Genomic DNA, 14,005 nt, shown 5'->3' with positions numbered 1-14,005 from the left:
CCGGCGCTACTCATCTCCACTCTTTATCGCACGTGCCTTGCGGAATGTTAGGTAGATCTGCATGCACACCAGCACAGCCCCCAGAATTGGTACGACGGTGGAGGCAAGGTTGCTGGCTGCTTCGAGTAGATCACGCCAAAACGGATAGCTTAGCATGCTTACACCGGATGCATAGTTTGCCTGTTCAGGTGTCATTTGCCAGCACCTCGCGTTTCCTGAGATTGATAGAAGTCTTGCCACCCTTCTCGCTTCGCTTCACATTCAGCAAGCGCGGCCCGATGGAGGATGGCATCGCGTCCCTTATCGCCGGAAACACCTGGATCCCGACATTGCTGTATGAGGTCTGGCGGAGGTTCAGCGAGAGGAGGAGGCAGAGCCGATCTGGATTGCGCGCATGCGCCGATCATACTCATCATCAGAAGGGCAAGCACCACCCTGCCCCGAAGCAAGAGCCTTTTCATAATCATCGATCTGTTCCTGAAGCTCGGTTGTCAGTCGGATGCGATTGGCAAGTTTGATGTTTGCTTTCTCCTGCACCTGTCTTTGCATCTCAGTGTGCTGCTTCAAAATCCGCAGTTCATCGTTCAGAGCCTCAAGCCGGGCCTCATGATTGTGATGACGAGCGGAAAAATGCCAGACAGACACGCACAACAAGCAGACAGTGAGCATACTGGACAGGATTCTTGGTACTAGGGGATGCAGACGAGTTATGAACGCTGCACCCGCCAACACCAGTGCGCCATAAGCCAATAATGTATTGCTGCCCATGGCAAGTATGGAAATAGCCCAACTCATCCCCCTGCCCCTTCCATGCAAAGGCGGTACTCAGCCGAGCGCCGGTTTTGCAGCCCCTTCACCACGCGCCCACCGGCCCGGTTAAACCAGGTCGCAGCCTCACACGCGCCCTCAAGGTCACCAGCGTTAATCCGCCGTGCTGCGGTGGACCGGCAAAACGCGCCAGTGCCAATGTTGTAAGTGAGCGAAACAAACGCCACATAGCTCTTGTTCGGGATCCGGTCCGGTGCCTTCAGGCACTTACGCATGCCCGCCTCGTGGCGCTTCAGGCTCTCCAGCAACATGGCGTCACACTCCGCCCGTGTGCGCTGATCCCCAAGCTTCACGCCGCGCGTTTCGCCATAGCAGATGGTTGGCACGCCAACGATATCCCGATAGGCCGCAAGGCGCAGGCCTTCCCATGCACCAACGAAGGTGATGGTAAGCGCGGCCACCCCACCCACCAGTCTTGTCTTCTTCCTCATCTGGAAAGCTCCTTTTGTGCCATCAACCGGGCCGCGAATGCACCTGCAGTCGCGATGAACGAAAGCGCCAGCATCACGCCTTCAGGAACGAACCCGCCAAGGTACGGAACCGCAGCCTCCAGCCCCTGCAACCCGGCCGCGATGATCAACAGCCGCAGGCTCCAGGCCCGTACAAGCACACGTCGCCAATCAGCCACGAGCATCTGTTGCACGTGGTGGTCAGGCACCCGCCCCATTGCATTCTCCAGTTCAGTTTTTGATGAAAAATCGGCGTCAGAAACTCTTATGAAGGCGAATAGACAACCGCGCCCATAGCGTCACGCCAAGTCCCGGTAGGCGCTGTGCTGGCTGAAATCAAAAGCTTGTAGGTTCCACCCTCAAGGATCATTTGGCCGGCGCGCCTGCTCTGATTGAGCTGGCTGTTCTTGTTTTCAATGCTGACGGGAGAGATCACTGGTAGCTGCGTACCACCATACCCGTAGGCGATGCCCTCTGCCGTAACATCAAAAATTAGTTCGTCATCCAGCTCAGCTCGAAATCCGCCATCTGATGACCTTTGAAGCATCAGACCTTTTGTCACCGTTCCTGCATTCACGGCGTCAACGAACTGAATACCCGGTCCATATGACCCCGCATTCTGGCCGAGCCAAACCGCCTTCCCATTGATTGAAACAATGTGCCCATCACGCGGACCAACTGAGGTAGCGGTAACCGTGCCGCCGTCGCATTCGGCCATGAACTCCAGCAGGCCCATATCGTGTGTAGAAGCTATGTTCGTAAAGCGTGCCGATTGGACGTTGCTTGAGCCCCGCAAGCGGCCATGCTGATCAAGACCCGGAACACCTGGGACAATTGCAAACTCGGTGATGCAGTTTGCAAACTGAACGTCATCGCAATGATCGAGGACGATCGCATCATTAACGAGCGTGCGGAAACTGTCTCCCGTGAACGATTGCCCTCGGATGTGCCCGAGTGTTGTCACATCGCCGTCAATGTAGAGTGTCGGCACGTTAGTATTTGTCGCCGCTCTGTCGTGATGGTCCGCGCCCTGATAACTGTTGCCAAAGCTCTGCAGGCCCGTATTGCCCTCATCCATTGAGCCATCATCAGAGCTGATAATCGCAAGCCCAGACGTGATCCGATTGAAGCGGAACCCGTTATAATCCGGGTTGATGTGTGATATCGGCGAGAAGTTGGAGATCACAATGCCTTGGACGTCAAAGTACCCAAAGATTGTCAGGCGTTCATAAACGCCCTTGTTGCTCTCCGTCCACAATCCGCAGGTAAATCCGGCAGCGCGATTGTCCTGCGCAGCCGAGGTCATTTGTCCAGATGCGTTGAACACATCCATGTCCTGCAAAATGGCGATGTCCTTGAGCACAGGCGGTGTTGGATACTTGTAGTACATGCAGGGTCGCACAACTGCAAAACGATCGTTGCGCGGTGTCGTGACAGTGATCGTTGGCGTGCCAGAAAACACAAAGGACATGCCGTTGATCCGGTGTTTATACCCCGGCCTCAGCAAGCTTTTGTCTCCCCCGTATTGCGGATAGGCCGCAATTACGGGCGCACCACTGCCATAAATCTGGATGCCCTCAGGCAGCTCAAAGCTTTTTGTGCAGCGGTAAACACCGGGATAGCCCCCAAGAGGCAGGCCTGTAATCTCCCCATAGCGCAGCCATGCCCGCACGGATGCTGTGTCATCACTGGCGTAATTGCCTCGCGCCCCAAACTCTCTTGGGCTGGGAAACGGCTTGGCCATCAACCAGTATCCACCATCGGCACTTTGCCAGTGCCATGGCTCCACAGGGTCCGGTGCGCTATCAAGCCGGGTCAAACGGAACGGATGCCCGCAATCCCCGCGCTGAAAGATGCCAAGCATCTCCACGGTCACAACACCGGGCAGAATGGTTGTTCCCTCAAAAACGGCGCGGGATGTAAACTGCAATGCTGTCAGGCTTGCTGTTGCGCTTTCCGCAGCTTGCCGGGCAATCTGCGCTTGCACAGCGCTTTGCGCCGCTTGTGCCGCAGCGGTTGCGGCATCGCCCGCAAAGTAACAACGCAGCGTGCCATCCGGCGCTCGCATCAACAAGAAAGCCTGATCGGCAATCAGTTGGTTTTCCGGTAGCGGATCGCCCGCTGCAGTCAGGATCTCCTCCCGCACGCCGTCAATGGCAATGAACGTGCCCCCGCCCTCGTTGTTGTAAAGAGCCGTTCCCACAAAAGCGACCACGGTGCCCCGCTCTCCGGAAGCCACAAGCGCAGCGGAGATCTCGTTTGGCGTACCGCTCATGTTGGTCAGTTGCCCGAACGAGACATCCAGTCCCGCAACCTTCGTCCACCTCCCGCCGTCCCAGCGATAGTAACCGTTCTCACCGTTTGCGGCCCCTCTCACCTCGGCGCGCAATGCCCCTTCACCGCCCACAATGCCATTCAGCTCAGCCAACGACCCAACAACGATGGCAGGCCCAGCCCGTTCTGCCCACTTCAAGTATTGACGCAGTTGCGAAAGCACCACTGCGTGGGCACCACTTCCCGGATCGCCCAGCACCTTGTGGTCCCGCAAGATGATGTCGAGGTCATAAGCAAGGGTCATGCAGCCCCCATCATGGTCGGTTGAAAAAAATGGTTAGACTTGCGCTCTAGGCGCTCACCGTAATTGTCTGGGCATCCGTATAGGGCGAAGAAAGCCCGGAGACGGTGCGCGCCTTGGCGCGAATTTCATACTCGTGGCCATCTTCCAAAACAGCGCTTGAGGATAGTTGCCCCGGTTCAAGCCAAAGATAGCCGGTCTGCAAGTCCTCAGGATCAGTCACATCCACGATTTCGATCTGGTGCACATAACTGGTATCGCTCTGTGAAATTTCGAAGTATTGGCGCAGCGCCGACCCGCTGATCAAAAGCGTGGGTGTATCGGGCGCAATGCTGCTCTCAACCGAGGCCAGCACCTCCGGTGGCGTAACCCCTTCAGTGAGTTCATCATACTCAACGCCTTCGCGTGCCATGGAAATGGCAGTAAACTTCACACCGATGAAGTTGCCATGTTCGTTGATCAAGTACTCCCAGTCTTCACTCACCTCAAAGGTGCCCTCAATCCCTTCCAGCTCGCTCCTGATGCAGATGTAACGTTCACCAACTACCGCAAGGCCGGTCACACCTGTGACGCATTCCACCTCAATCTCGGCATTTTGCCGATAGGCCGTGCTCTTTTGCAGGTGGCGCACCTGTCCGTGGTTGCTTGCCATCAGAAAGTCAGCGGTCGTGACTTCACGCCCGTAGGTGGCCGCAGCTGGATGAACGTACTCAATGGCATCTTGTTCGAGGTAGCCGTGGTCCGGGCTTGTATAGCGGCTCTTGATCACCGTACCCGTACCAGAAACAAGCCGTCCCCGTGTCTGGGTGATCTCAAGAAAGTCCTGGTCTGTCAGGGTAACCGTGGGCTCTTGCCAGCCCCCAATGCCAATGCCGATCTTGCCATTGGAGGTCAGTCTCAATCTTGCATCGCAGCACACCATCATCCGCTTTAAAATCGCAGCTGGCGTCTCGCTGTAGCTCCCCCAGCCGCTCAACTCCCATTGCTTGCGAGCCTGCCCTTCCGGTCCCGCCACCTCACGATCACTGTCATCAGCAGCTGCAGCAAAATCTTCCAGATCCAGAATGTCCACCGGGATCGCGAGGCCGTTTTCGCGCAAAGGTGAGGTCAACTGATTCTGAATAACCAGAGCCGCATTTCGAGAGAATTTCCACGTTGCTTGATGCGCAAATACTTGAGTTGGGTCTCGCTGATCATAGACTGGTGACAGGTCGGCAATTGCCCCCAACTCCGTGCGGTAGGCATTGGGAAAAATGGCATAAACATCATTTGTGCATCTAAGCTCTGCCGCTATCAATGCTGTGCCAATCCCGCGCCAATGCTCGGTCACAGTCTCCGGAAACTCAGCTATCAGGTGATCAAAAGCGGTCTGGTTTTCTGTGCCATTTCTGGCATGAAACCGCAGATATTCGGTGTATTCATCAACGGACACCTCCCCGGTTTCGTCGGCGACCTCTTTTCCGTCCACCAAAAACGACCGCCACTTGCTCACCCGCCCATCAGCAAAGGCCACCAACATGCAATAGTTGTTACCGCCCGGCCAGCGCGAGCTGCTGCCCTTCACCCCGGCGAAAAGCAATTGCCCACCCCCAAGCGCCGTGCCCCACCCCTTGCGCCGATACCCAACAGCCTGACGCACAATCTGCCTTTGGCTGGACGGGAGCGCTGCCTGAGGCGTTTGCGGCGCAGAGATAAACAGACCAGCCACTGCCCCGCCAAGGGCAATCACACCGCCCACACCCAAGGCACCAACCGCACTGGCAAGAGCACCGGCTGCGGCGTACCCGGCCGCATACGCTCCGCTGCCCAAAATACCCGTGAGCGAAAGCGGGGCCGCCCCCAAGGCCGCCGCAGCACCGGCAATGAACGAGCCAATCGCGCCAACTACTGGCGGCATGGCAACACCTCCCAGGCGGCAATGGCACGGGTTTGTGCGGGCAGTGGCAAAATGCCAACCTCAGTCAAAGTCCACCAGATCCCGCTAAAATAAATGGCTCCAACCGGCAAGCGTTGGGTATGCCCCTCAACCACCACCGCCGTTCGAACGCAGCCCACATCGCCATCGCAAGGCACTCGCGTGTTTGCCAGACCTGCCGCTCCCATACCTTTATCAAGGATCCTGTGAACACCGCCTGCCGCAGCTACAAAGGCGAGCGCTTCCGCCTCGGATGAATAGCGCCCGCGCCATTCGGCTGCTGGATCAGGACCACCGTTCCAGACCACCCAATCAGCCGCAAAGCGGCAGCAGTCCACCTCATCAGGCCTGTAGCCAAAGCCTTTGCGAAAGACTTCAGCAAAGAAGGCATTCAAAACAGCATCCAGTGTCATATGAGTTTGATTGGTGTGCCCCGCGCCAACACAGTGGCGTAGTTGAATATCCGGTCATCCATACCGGGATACCGGCCTTTTTGATCGGCTTCAGTGTAGCGGCCAAAGGCTGCTTCCGCCCGTTTTTCAAACAGACTTGCAACCATAATGGAGAGCGTATACCCCGGCGCGCTGCCCGAGAGGCCCGCCCCGCTGCGGGCTGATCGTAAGCGCCGCATCACATAGATCTGATTGACGGCTTTTGGGCCAATCAGGTCCAGCGTCTGGCCATCCAGAAACAGGGTGTATTCGATCACGTATCGGCCGTAGACTTCCGATTGGTAGTCCCACATCATGTGTTTGATATGCTCTGGCAATCCGTGAACACGAAAGAACCCGCTTTGGTTTTCGCCGGTAGCTGAGAACGGAAAATCAGGCCCTTGCAGGTGACCGCGCATGCCGATCCATTTTTGCGGCTCATCCCCAAACCTGCGGTTTACGTTGCCATTCCACACATGAACCGTTTCCGACTTGAAACGAAACTCCCAGGCGCGTGCAATCTTCGCTCCCCGCTCGCTGATGGCCTTGATCTGTTCGGAGGTGAAAAGTCCCACTTCACACCTCGTGATCCGGATCGAAGGGAGCGGTATTCTCGATGAACTGTAAAGAAGGCGTCCCGTAGCGTCCGAACTGCTGGTCAAAGTCCATGCCCATTCCCTCAACCAGAGTTGCCATCACCCACGGCCTTGCGAACTCCACTTCATCACGGATCAAAATATCGTCCCGCAGTTCTGGCCGAATCCGTACTTGAGCCGTGTTGTCGTTCTGCATGTCGACAAAGCGGATCTGGTAAAGGTGCCGGCCTATGGAAAATGCATGGCCTGGTATAATGGTGGCACAGGCCACCTTTGAAATTTGAACCGCGGCAGACCCGGCAAAAGCGTTTTCGGCTACAAGTGCCGTGGTGCCAGTTGAAACGAACCGGTTTCCGCCGTCGAAGTCCATTCCGTTTGCAAACCCAACGTCCACCGGATCAGAGCCCTTGGGATACTTGCCGAAATGATAGAATGGCAGAAGCACATGAACGTCGCGCCCATTCATCTGTGCCGCCAGCGCATCAAAGGCAGATTGGTTGATCCGTTGATGGACCGGCACCTCAGAAAAGCGCGGACGCCAAATCCCCAGCCCCGGTACCGATCCATTCCCTAAACGCCCAGTAAGCGACATGCGATCCTGAGGGTTGGTCTGTGGGTCGAAACCCGGCGTGTAATGGCGCGGCGAAATCAGCTCACGCGGCCATTCAATGTAACTAACCATTCAAGCACCCGAAGCCATGTGCGCCTGGGACTGCATGCGGCCAAAATTCTTTTGAACCAAGGCTGCCCCTGCCTGAGCACCGGCCGAAACGATCGACGGTGCTGCGTGCTGGACAACATTGCCGGCAAGATCACGCACCACAACATCGAAGAACCGAGAGGGCGCAACTGAAACGGTAAGTGCGCCTGCACCCGCCATAGGCCTCATGGGCGTTACACTGGCAGGACCGCGAATAAGCTCGGGCCCGGCCTCCCCGGCAATGCCCCATCGACCTGCACCGAGATTGCCACCGTTTTTGAAGAAACCGCCAAATTTACCAAGAAAACTCATAAGGCCACCGCCGCCAGATGATGACCCGCCAAAGAACTTGCCAAACGGTCCCTCTCCAAACACAGCAGCCTGTATTGCAGCATTTGCCAGGTTCTGGATAAACGTATCAAGCGCCCGGTTGCCCGTTTCAATCTGGCCGGTGATCAGCTGAAACTGAGAGGCAATATTCTGCCCCATGAATCCTGCCATTTCTGCGGCCTGTTCCTGTTCATAAACAAGCTGGGCATTGGCGCGGGTCAGCTTTTCGATCTCGGCTCGCTGTAGAGCTGTTGCACCGGCACCCGCGCTCGTGAGTTCGTTTGAGATCCGGCGCTCTACATCGTTCATGGCAATCTGCTGGCGTTCCAGTTGCAGAGCCTCAATCACCTGGTGGACTTGATCTGCCTGATTTCCTGCAGCGCTTGCGGCTGCCGCCCGCGCCTTGGTTTCGCCTTTGCTGAGTTCAAAGGCGCGTCGGGTCACTTCGATTACACGTTGGCCAGCATCACTGTCAGCAGTCACGCCCGCAGTTGAAAGGTTAAGATCTATCTGACGCTGCAAGGGCGTCTTGGCTGCATTGGAGATCAGCTTTTCCTGTGCCGCAACCACAGCCTCAACGCGCTGGTTTGCAAGCTCTTGCTGCGCCTCCAGCCCAGCCAAATGGGCGTGAGTTTCCTGTTTACGTTGATGATCCAACTCGCGTAACAGTGCATTCTGCTGTTTACGCAGATCCCGCAGTTTAGCCTGATAGAACTGTAGCTTGCGTTCTCTGCTACTGTCGCGCATGTCATCGCGGCCGCGATAGAACGAAATTCGTTCGTGTACCTTTTCGATGTTTTGATTGACCGCGGACAGCGTTGCTGCTGAGCCGGCCGCCTCATTCACTCGGTTTACAGCATCAGCAATGCCTAGAATTGCCTCTCGAAGCCCAGTTGCTTCGGAGATTTGGGCACCCCAACGCTCTAGAAGTATCTGTGTCGCTTCAGAAAGACTGTCATAAGCACCAGCCAATCCACTCCCAGCAGCAACACCAGCCCCTCCGACCTGACTCTCAACCGCATCCAGAATGACATTCTGTGCCTGCGCCACCTGCCCGGTTTTAACGAAGTTGTTGATCAGGTCCCGTTGGCTTTGAGAAAAGGACACACCAACGCGCCTCAAGGCGGACAGGCCCGTGGCCGGATCTTCCAGTGCTTTACCCAGTTGCACAGCTGAGCTTTCCAACGTGCCAAAACCTACTGCAGCCAGATCTTGGCTAAGCTTGATTGTCCGGTCAAACGTCTCGCCTGTTATCGAGCGAAACGTCAGAAGCTGTGCAATGGCGTCTCGCGCTCCTGTGGTACCCGCCAGCGTATCGTAGCCAACACCCTGCGCCAGTTCTTCCAGTTGCTGCGCCGTGCGACCAGCGGAAAAGCCGGTGGCTTTCAACACCGCATCCAGCTTCAGGCTCTGTGTTTCAAAGCCCTCAAAGGCCTTCAGCGCTTTTGCGCTTACAACTGAAAGGCCGGCAATCCCGATCCCGAACGCGGCAACAGCCGGATTTACTCGAGTAAGCGATGACGCCATGGAGGAAAACCGACCACTAATTGCACCAAGTGGTCCCTGCATCGCGGAAACAGACCGGCCCGCTTGCGCAAACGTGGTCTTAAGCCGCGCCCCTTTTGTAGCCGATGCTTGCATGGAGCGGTTGAAACGGCTCACATTCTTATTATCGAATGCCTTTTTCTGGCTTTTCTCGATCTGCCGCAACTTGCGCAAAACGTCTTTGTTCTGCGCTTCGTAGAGCATCACGAGCTTTTCAGTGCCGCTAGCCATACTTCGCCACCAATCGCCTTAGTTCGTTGTGATCGTCTGGAGTGATCTGGCTGTCATCATCTGCAGCCCCGTTCGCCCGCTGCCAGCCCTTAATCGCTGCAAAAAGCTCCATCATGGACGCTCGCCAGAAGACATCAGGCGGCCAGCCGAGCACGGGCATCCACTGCATCCAGTCAGAGAGCGGCCAGCGCTTCAACTCGCGCTCGCCGCGTCCCCGTTTCCCTCATCAGTCCCCATATCTGGGATGAGTGCATCCATGATTGAGATCGAGAGCTCGGGCAGTTCCGCCACGCCAACTTTATCTGCAAATGCGGCTGCCGCATCACCTTCCACCACAAGCGCCTCAAAGCAGCGTCGCAACACAGAAAGCCGCTTCTTGTTGATCTCATTGATGAGATCGGCAATTGCCAGATCGGTCTCCGCCTCAATTTGATCCAGGGCAGCCATGGTGGCGCACAAAATGTACTCTTTTCCGTTGAAAGAACAGGCGACTTCACCGCGAGACTTGATCGGCTTTCTCATACAAGGGCCTCCCAATCAACGGTTATGTCGCCGGTCATTGTCAGTTCGATGGAAAACTCCACCTCACCTTCCATGGGCCCTGAGGCCTCAACAGAGTTAAACAGCACAGTGCCCGTGAAGGTGCCCCACAGCGGAACGATGATTTGGCAAGTGACATAATCTTGCTCAATCGCTGCCCGAGCAATTTTCTGGTATTCCGGCTTTCCAATCGCCACGCCGTTTCCACTGATGGAAATCGTGCGAACCCCGTAAGCGCCCGAATAGTGAAGTGGCGCGCCCGGATCGTCACATGGCGGACGGGTTGTATCGACCGTATTGTTATTGATCGAGAAGCTCTTGTCCTTGACGCCGCACACGGGCTCAAAGGTCTCAGGATCCCCGCCATCACCGAGCTTGATCAACATCAGCCGGCCTTTACTTTCTGCACCCGCCATTCAAATCTCCTTTCGGCATGTGAACTGGATTGTCATCACCCCATGACGGGTCTTCCCGTCCGGATCGTTCAACACACGCGTTTGATCAACACGCGAAAAGCAGGCAGCCAACCCCGTGAGATCCGGGCTTTGGTCGTGCAGCCGCTCGTAGATCTCGCCCATGATCTGTTTGACTTCGCTCTGCCCGCGCCCCTGCGACCAGATATGAAGGGTAAGAACGTGAGATCCCCCCGGCGCACACTGCGCGTCATCCTCGACAAACTCAGAGCCAGCTATCTCAATGAACGGGTGGTGAGCGTGCTGCGGGCGATGATCGACAACAGCACATATGCCTTGGATTGCCGGCTGGGTCAGCGCCTCATAGAGCCAGCGCTGCAGAGGCACAGCGTAATCCATCATTTGCGAAATGCCCGTTTGTGAGCTTTGGACAAGGCCCGCCGCATGCGCCCCGTATGTCGGCGCTTGAGCAGGCGCGCTACCGGAAAGATGAAAGGATGCGCCTCGGCATAAACGGTTCCGAACTCCGCAAAAACCCAACGCGCCATTGCGTAGATGCCCCAGCTACTGGTTGCAGAGATTGAGCGATACTCAACAACAGTCTTGTGCTCCTTTCGGCGCGCGTTGCGAAATGTAGCAACACCGCCTTTTACTTTCTCATTCCTTAGTGACGCAGCCAGCTCGCCGCTTTCCTTGGGCGCCAGTTCGCGTGAGAGCCTTACGTGCTCATCCGTGGTGCGCTTCAGCGCTTTGTCCATTTCATGATCAAGAGTAGGAACGATACGCCTCAACTTCTTGATATTATCATCCAACTCCCGTTGCTTGATGGTGATCCCATCTCGGCTCATTGAGCAACTCCTCGCTCCACGATCAGTTCGATGCGCCGCTTGCGCCCTTCCGGATCTCGAACGCTGCGGATGTTCATTGGGATTCCGTCGACAACCACGCGATCGGCTTCAGTGATGGATGCGGTAACCGTTGAATATCTGAGCGAAACCGTACCCATGGCACTGGCCTCGATCTGCCCGGATGAGACAACTTCCTTACCCTTAGACATACGCAGCTCACCCCGAATGGCAGCAATGATCTGCCATTCAACCGACACCCCGCCGGCACCGTCTGGGGTTTGCATTTCCCGCTCAACTTGAACCTTGTTTCTGAGCCACCCTGCCCGCATGAGTGCCCTTAAACGACAAAACGCCGATAGCGCTTGATCATCAATTCGGTTGACCTGGGCAATGTGGAGGCTTGTGAGCCCACCACCAAGTCCTCCCGATTGGCATAGTAGGATCCCACGATCATCAATGCGCCATAGCGAATGGCCGCTGGCACATTTTCCGGCAGATCGCCAAAACCAGTGACATACTCAACCCGCACAGGCGTTGTGGTGTCTTTTGAAAGCAATGGCTCGGTGAATGTCGGCAGGAACCGGATGAAAGATCGTCCAAAGCCTTCAAGTAGCTCATAGCACGCCTCATCAATGACGTGCTCCACACCAGATTGGTCGAGAAAGGTCACCGTGACCGCAGAGACATCACCGAACCAGAGTTCAAGCTCACGATCGACCGGCCAATCTCGATAAACCTCGCGCCAGGTCTGATTTAGCAGACAGCGATTAAGCGCCCCCTCATATCCGTCCAGCTGATCAACGGCGGCCTGCATATAGGCCAAAATCAAGCCGTCATCGTCGTTAAAATCCACCACGAGATGGGCCTTGGCCTCCTCCAGCGTGATAGGCAAACGCGGTGCTGCCCCCATCCTTGATGGTTTATGTTCACTCTTCATGGATCAATGACCACCAAACAGCGCTGCTTCAGTCCGCATCATCAGAGGAACCGGTCAGATCCAGCTCTGGATAGACGCCGAGGCCTTCTTTGCGCGCTTCCACCAGTTGCTTGGCGTTCAGCTTCTTTAAGGCCGGTGTCCTGCCTCTTGTCAGATCATCCAGCACCTTGCGTGTTTTGTAGTCTTTGTCATCGAGATTGATCACCTGCCCGTACCGCAGAAACCCGATCTCGGTTTTCCGGGTTTGAAGAACCTTCACCCACATTTGCTTTCTCCGATTTGGAATAGGCTCTGCGCTCCAACCATCGCGCAGAGCTTTAGGTCAGAAGACGGTTCTGCAGATCAGGCAAAGGTGAAGTTGCCTTTGACCATGGCAGCCTGACGCTTGATTGCCATTGCAACCCGCTTTCTGGCCTTCATTGTCAGCATGTCTTCAACGAAGTTGGTGTCGTGTTCTGAGGAAATCAGAACCTCGGTGCGTTGGCGATCATAGTAGGTGGCCGCCATTGCCAGATCGCCTGCCAGCCATTCGCCAGCCGACATGGTGTTGGTTTCGATCACATCCTTGCCCCATAACACGGGTGTTGTCATCGCGGCAGGATTGGCAAAAATGTAGCGGTTCTCCGAATCCTTCTGCATTTCGATGGCCGCCCAATCAAGTGGGTTCAACACAAGGTCAGTCACAGAATAGTCGGCAAGTGCCACCTGCAAAATGGCAAGGCGCAAGCGATCAATACGGGTCGCATCCGGCAGGCCAGACGGCGCCACGAAAACAGGCGCTTCTGTCAGCAGCCCAGTCAGGTTTTCTCCTGTGCCATCGCCCGCAAGGATTTGCTCTTCTTCTTCCAGATCCAGACCATAACGAAGCTCGGTATCGATCTCCGTTTGCAGGAAATCGGCATCGGCAAGCGCTTCTTCCGTAATGTTGGTGTGATGGGAGATCTTCTTGACCTTGGCATCGGCCTTTTCCCAGCCGTAGCTCGATTCCGGGCTGGCCGTCCCTTCAGCAACCATCGCACTTTGATTGTCGCGAAGGACCTGCTTTCGATAGGTAACCAGATCTGATCCCACAGTGCCTTGGGTAAGGCGGGCACGAAGCATCATGCGGCGACGCGGCAAGCGCACCGGCACACGTTCTTCCTCATGAGTAATCAGGCCGCCTGCAGAACCGTCTGCTGTAGTGATTGCGTTGGCAACCTCAATACGCAGACTGCCTTTGGCACCGTTTGCGGCAAAAGAACTGATGGCTTCCTGATTGGAAACAAACGCCTGCCCCAAGCTCTGCACCGAAGCGGGTGATGCGCCGGGACCGCTGGCGACGTGCTGAGACAGCTCTTGTGTCTTCGCATCAAGCCCTTCAAGGGTCGTGGTCAAGTCGGATACAGCCTTGCTGAGCGCGGTTTGTTCACTAAGCAACCTGTCAGCGGTTGCCTTGGTCTCGTTTGAGACCTCACCGGAGCGCTTGGCCTCTTGCAACGCAGTCTCGGCAGTGGATTTTACATCCCCGCTTACCCGATCCAGCTGCTGTGAAACCTGTTTCAGAAGGGCTTCCATGTCGGAAGCTTCACTGCGGACCGTGCCCAATACGGCATCTGGGCGCGTCGCGGCCAATGCCGCCACAGATATGGCGGGCATCATGGATTTCGTGATCATTGATCAATCTCCAG

The 14,005-nt window shown here is 56.1% G+C and carries 19 protein-coding genes; all 19 read right to left on the bottom strand.

Annotated features, from left to right (window positions below):
- Positions 1-6: 6 nt before the first annotated feature.
- The 19 genes from Q3Y58_RS19015 to Q3Y58_RS18925 all read right to left on the bottom strand — a co-directional run bounded on the left by Q3Y58_RS19015 (position 7) and on the right by Q3Y58_RS18925 (position 13,991).
- Complete coding sequence (locus Q3Y58_RS19015) at positions 7-195, bottom strand: hypothetical protein (RefSeq protein WP_319623368.1); 189 nt, start codon at positions 193-195, stop codon at positions 7-9.
- 159 nt (positions 196-354) lie between these two features.
- Positions 355-795 carry a hypothetical protein gene (locus Q3Y58_RS19010; protein ID WP_319623367.1) on the bottom strand — a complete coding sequence of 147 codons (441 nt, stop codon included), beginning with the start codon at positions 793-795 and terminating at the stop codon, positions 355-357.
- A complete protein-coding gene (locus tag Q3Y58_RS19005) occupies positions 792-1,259 on the bottom strand; it encodes a lysozyme (RefSeq protein WP_319623366.1) in 468 nt (155 codons plus the stop codon). The genes Q3Y58_RS19010 and Q3Y58_RS19005 overlap by 4 nt, the downstream gene beginning before the upstream one ends.
- The gene (locus tag Q3Y58_RS19000) at positions 1,256-1,495 is read right to left on the bottom strand and encodes a DUF7940 domain-containing protein (RefSeq protein WP_319623365.1); all 240 of its coding nucleotides are present in this window, start codon (positions 1,493-1,495) and stop codon (positions 1,256-1,258) included. The genes Q3Y58_RS19005 and Q3Y58_RS19000 overlap by 4 nt, the downstream gene beginning before the upstream one ends.
- A 47-nt stretch (positions 1,496-1,542) precedes the next feature.
- Positions 1,543-3,855 (bottom strand): pectate lyase family protein, encoded by a 2,313-nt coding sequence (locus tag Q3Y58_RS18995; protein ID WP_319623364.1) that lies wholly within the window; start codon positions 3,853-3,855, stop codon positions 1,543-1,545.
- Between the two features lie 46 nt (positions 3,856-3,901).
- Positions 3,902-5,749: a hypothetical protein gene (locus Q3Y58_RS18990; RefSeq protein WP_319623363.1), complete on the bottom strand. Its 1,848-nt coding sequence runs from the start codon at positions 5,747-5,749 to the stop codon at positions 3,902-3,904.
- Positions 5,737-6,180 carry a DUF6950 family protein gene (locus Q3Y58_RS18985; protein ID WP_319623362.1) on the bottom strand — a complete coding sequence of 148 codons (444 nt, stop codon included), beginning with the start codon at positions 6,178-6,180 and terminating at the stop codon, positions 5,737-5,739. The genes Q3Y58_RS18990 and Q3Y58_RS18985 overlap by 13 nt, the downstream gene beginning before the upstream one ends.
- Positions 6,177-6,773: a hypothetical protein gene (locus tag Q3Y58_RS18980; RefSeq protein ID WP_319623361.1), complete on the bottom strand. Its 597-nt coding sequence runs from the start codon at positions 6,771-6,773 to the stop codon at positions 6,177-6,179. The genes Q3Y58_RS18985 and Q3Y58_RS18980 overlap by 4 nt, the downstream gene beginning before the upstream one ends.
- A 1-nt stretch (position 6,774) precedes the next feature.
- On the bottom strand, positions 6,775-7,476 hold the full coding sequence (locus Q3Y58_RS18975) for a hypothetical protein (RefSeq protein ID WP_319623360.1): 702 nt from the start codon (positions 7,474-7,476) through the stop codon (positions 6,775-6,777).
- The gene (locus Q3Y58_RS18970) at positions 7,477-9,600 is read right to left on the bottom strand and encodes a hypothetical protein (RefSeq protein ID WP_319623359.1); all 2,124 of its coding nucleotides are present in this window, start codon (positions 9,598-9,600) and stop codon (positions 7,477-7,479) included.
- Complete coding sequence (locus Q3Y58_RS18965) at positions 9,593-9,796, bottom strand: phage tail assembly chaperone (RefSeq protein WP_143181343.1); 204 nt, start codon at positions 9,794-9,796, stop codon at positions 9,593-9,595. Before Q3Y58_RS18965 ends, Q3Y58_RS18970 begins: the two co-directional genes overlap by 8 nt.
- Positions 9,793-10,122 carry a hypothetical protein gene (locus Q3Y58_RS18960; RefSeq protein WP_319623358.1) on the bottom strand — a complete coding sequence of 110 codons (330 nt, stop codon included), beginning with the start codon at positions 10,120-10,122 and terminating at the stop codon, positions 9,793-9,795. The genes Q3Y58_RS18965 and Q3Y58_RS18960 overlap by 4 nt, the downstream gene beginning before the upstream one ends.
- Positions 10,119-10,556, bottom strand: coding sequence for a phage tail tube protein (locus Q3Y58_RS18955; RefSeq protein WP_319623357.1), 438 nt, complete (start codon positions 10,554-10,556; stop codon positions 10,119-10,121). The genes Q3Y58_RS18960 and Q3Y58_RS18955 overlap by 4 nt, the downstream gene beginning before the upstream one ends.
- Positions 10,557-10,955, bottom strand: a complete 399-nt coding sequence (locus Q3Y58_RS18950) for a DUF3168 domain-containing protein (protein WP_319623356.1) — start codon at positions 10,953-10,955, stop codon at positions 10,557-10,559. It lies immediately after the preceding gene.
- Entirely contained in the window at positions 10,952-11,401 is a 450-nt protein-coding gene (locus Q3Y58_RS18945) for an HK97-gp10 family putative phage morphogenesis protein (RefSeq protein WP_319623355.1), read from the bottom strand. The genes Q3Y58_RS18950 and Q3Y58_RS18945 overlap by 4 nt, the downstream gene beginning before the upstream one ends.
- Complete coding sequence (locus Q3Y58_RS18940; RefSeq protein WP_028482244.1) at positions 11,398-11,730, bottom strand: phage head closure protein; 333 nt, start codon at positions 11,728-11,730, stop codon at positions 11,398-11,400. Before Q3Y58_RS18940 ends, Q3Y58_RS18945 begins: the two co-directional genes overlap by 4 nt.
- Positions 11,731-11,738: 8 nt before the next feature.
- On the bottom strand, positions 11,739-12,338 hold the full coding sequence (locus Q3Y58_RS18935; RefSeq protein ID WP_319623354.1) for a head-tail connector protein: 600 nt from the start codon (positions 12,336-12,338) through the stop codon (positions 11,739-11,741).
- Positions 12,339-12,366: 28 nt separating this feature from the next.
- Entirely contained in the window at positions 12,367-12,603 is a 237-nt protein-coding gene (locus Q3Y58_RS18930; RefSeq protein ID WP_102867634.1) for a hypothetical protein, read from the bottom strand.
- A 77-nt stretch (positions 12,604-12,680) separates the two neighbouring features.
- The gene (locus Q3Y58_RS18925) at positions 12,681-13,991 is read right to left on the bottom strand and encodes a phage major capsid protein (protein WP_319623353.1); all 1,311 of its coding nucleotides are present in this window, start codon (positions 13,989-13,991) and stop codon (positions 12,681-12,683) included.
- Positions 13,992-14,005: the final 14 nt, after the last annotated feature.

It is taken from the genome of Nesiotobacter zosterae (assembly GCF_033843645.1).
In the GTDB taxonomy this organism is placed as follows: domain Bacteria; phylum Pseudomonadota; class Alphaproteobacteria; order Rhizobiales; family Stappiaceae; genus Pseudovibrio; species Pseudovibrio zosterae.
The sequence above is the reverse complement of the archived record's forward strand: the minus strand, read 5'-3'. Positions and strand labels throughout refer to the sequence as shown.

What these genes read in the sequence shown, in the direction of transcription:
- Q3Y58_RS18995 (WP_319623364.1), bottom strand. Translation starts at nt 3,855, where the DNA reads ATGACCCTTGCTTATGACCTCGACATCATCTTGCGGGACCACAAGGTG.
- Q3Y58_RS18930 (WP_102867634.1), bottom strand. Translation starts at nt 12,603, where the DNA reads ATGTGGGTGAAGGTTCTTCAAACCCGGAAAACCGAGATCGGGTTTCTG.
- Q3Y58_RS18935 (WP_319623354.1), bottom strand. Translation starts at nt 12,338, where the DNA reads ATGAAGAGTGAACATAAACCATCAAGGATGGGGGCAGCACCGCGTTTG.
- Q3Y58_RS18990 (WP_319623363.1), bottom strand. Translation starts at nt 5,749, where the DNA reads ATGCCGCCAGTAGTTGGCGCGATTGGCTCGTTCATTGCCGGTGCTGCG.
- Q3Y58_RS19015 (WP_319623368.1), bottom strand. Translation starts at nt 195, where the DNA reads ATGACACCTGAACAGGCAAACTATGCATCCGGTGTAAGCATGCTAAGC.
- Q3Y58_RS18950 (WP_319623356.1), bottom strand. Translation starts at nt 10,955, where the DNA reads ATGATGGATTACGCTGTGCCTCTGCAGCGCTGGCTCTATGAGGCGCTG.
- Q3Y58_RS19005 (WP_319623366.1), bottom strand. Translation starts at nt 1,259, where the DNA reads ATGAGGAAGAAGACAAGACTGGTGGGTGGGGTGGCCGCGCTTACCATC.
- Q3Y58_RS18985 (WP_319623362.1), bottom strand. Translation starts at nt 6,180, where the DNA reads ATGACACTGGATGCTGTTTTGAATGCCTTCTTTGCTGAAGTCTTTCGC.
- Q3Y58_RS19010 (WP_319623367.1), bottom strand. Translation starts at nt 795, where the DNA reads ATGAGTTGGGCTATTTCCATACTTGCCATGGGCAGCAATACATTATTG.
- Q3Y58_RS19000 (WP_319623365.1), bottom strand. Translation starts at nt 1,495, where the DNA reads ATGGGGCGGGTGCCTGACCACCACGTGCAACAGATGCTCGTGGCTGAT.
- Q3Y58_RS18970 (WP_319623359.1), bottom strand. Translation starts at nt 9,600, where the DNA reads ATGGCTAGCGGCACTGAAAAGCTCGTGATGCTCTACGAAGCGCAGAAC.
- Q3Y58_RS18960 (WP_319623358.1), bottom strand. Translation starts at nt 10,122, where the DNA reads ATGAGAAAGCCGATCAAGTCTCGCGGTGAAGTCGCCTGTTCTTTCAAC.
- Q3Y58_RS18925 (WP_319623353.1), bottom strand. Translation starts at nt 13,991, where the DNA reads ATGATCACGAAATCCATGATGCCCGCCATATCTGTGGCGGCATTGGCC.
- Q3Y58_RS18940 (WP_028482244.1), bottom strand. Translation starts at nt 11,730, where the DNA reads ATGCGGGCAGGGTGGCTCAGAAACAAGGTTCAAGTTGAGCGGGAAATG.
- Q3Y58_RS18955 (WP_319623357.1), bottom strand. Translation starts at nt 10,556, where the DNA reads ATGGCGGGTGCAGAAAGTAAAGGCCGGCTGATGTTGATCAAGCTCGGT.
- Q3Y58_RS18975 (WP_319623360.1), bottom strand. Translation starts at nt 7,476, where the DNA reads ATGGTTAGTTACATTGAATGGCCGCGTGAGCTGATTTCGCCGCGCCAT.
- Q3Y58_RS18945 (WP_319623355.1), bottom strand. Translation starts at nt 11,401, where the DNA reads ATGAGCCGAGATGGGATCACCATCAAGCAACGGGAGTTGGATGATAAT.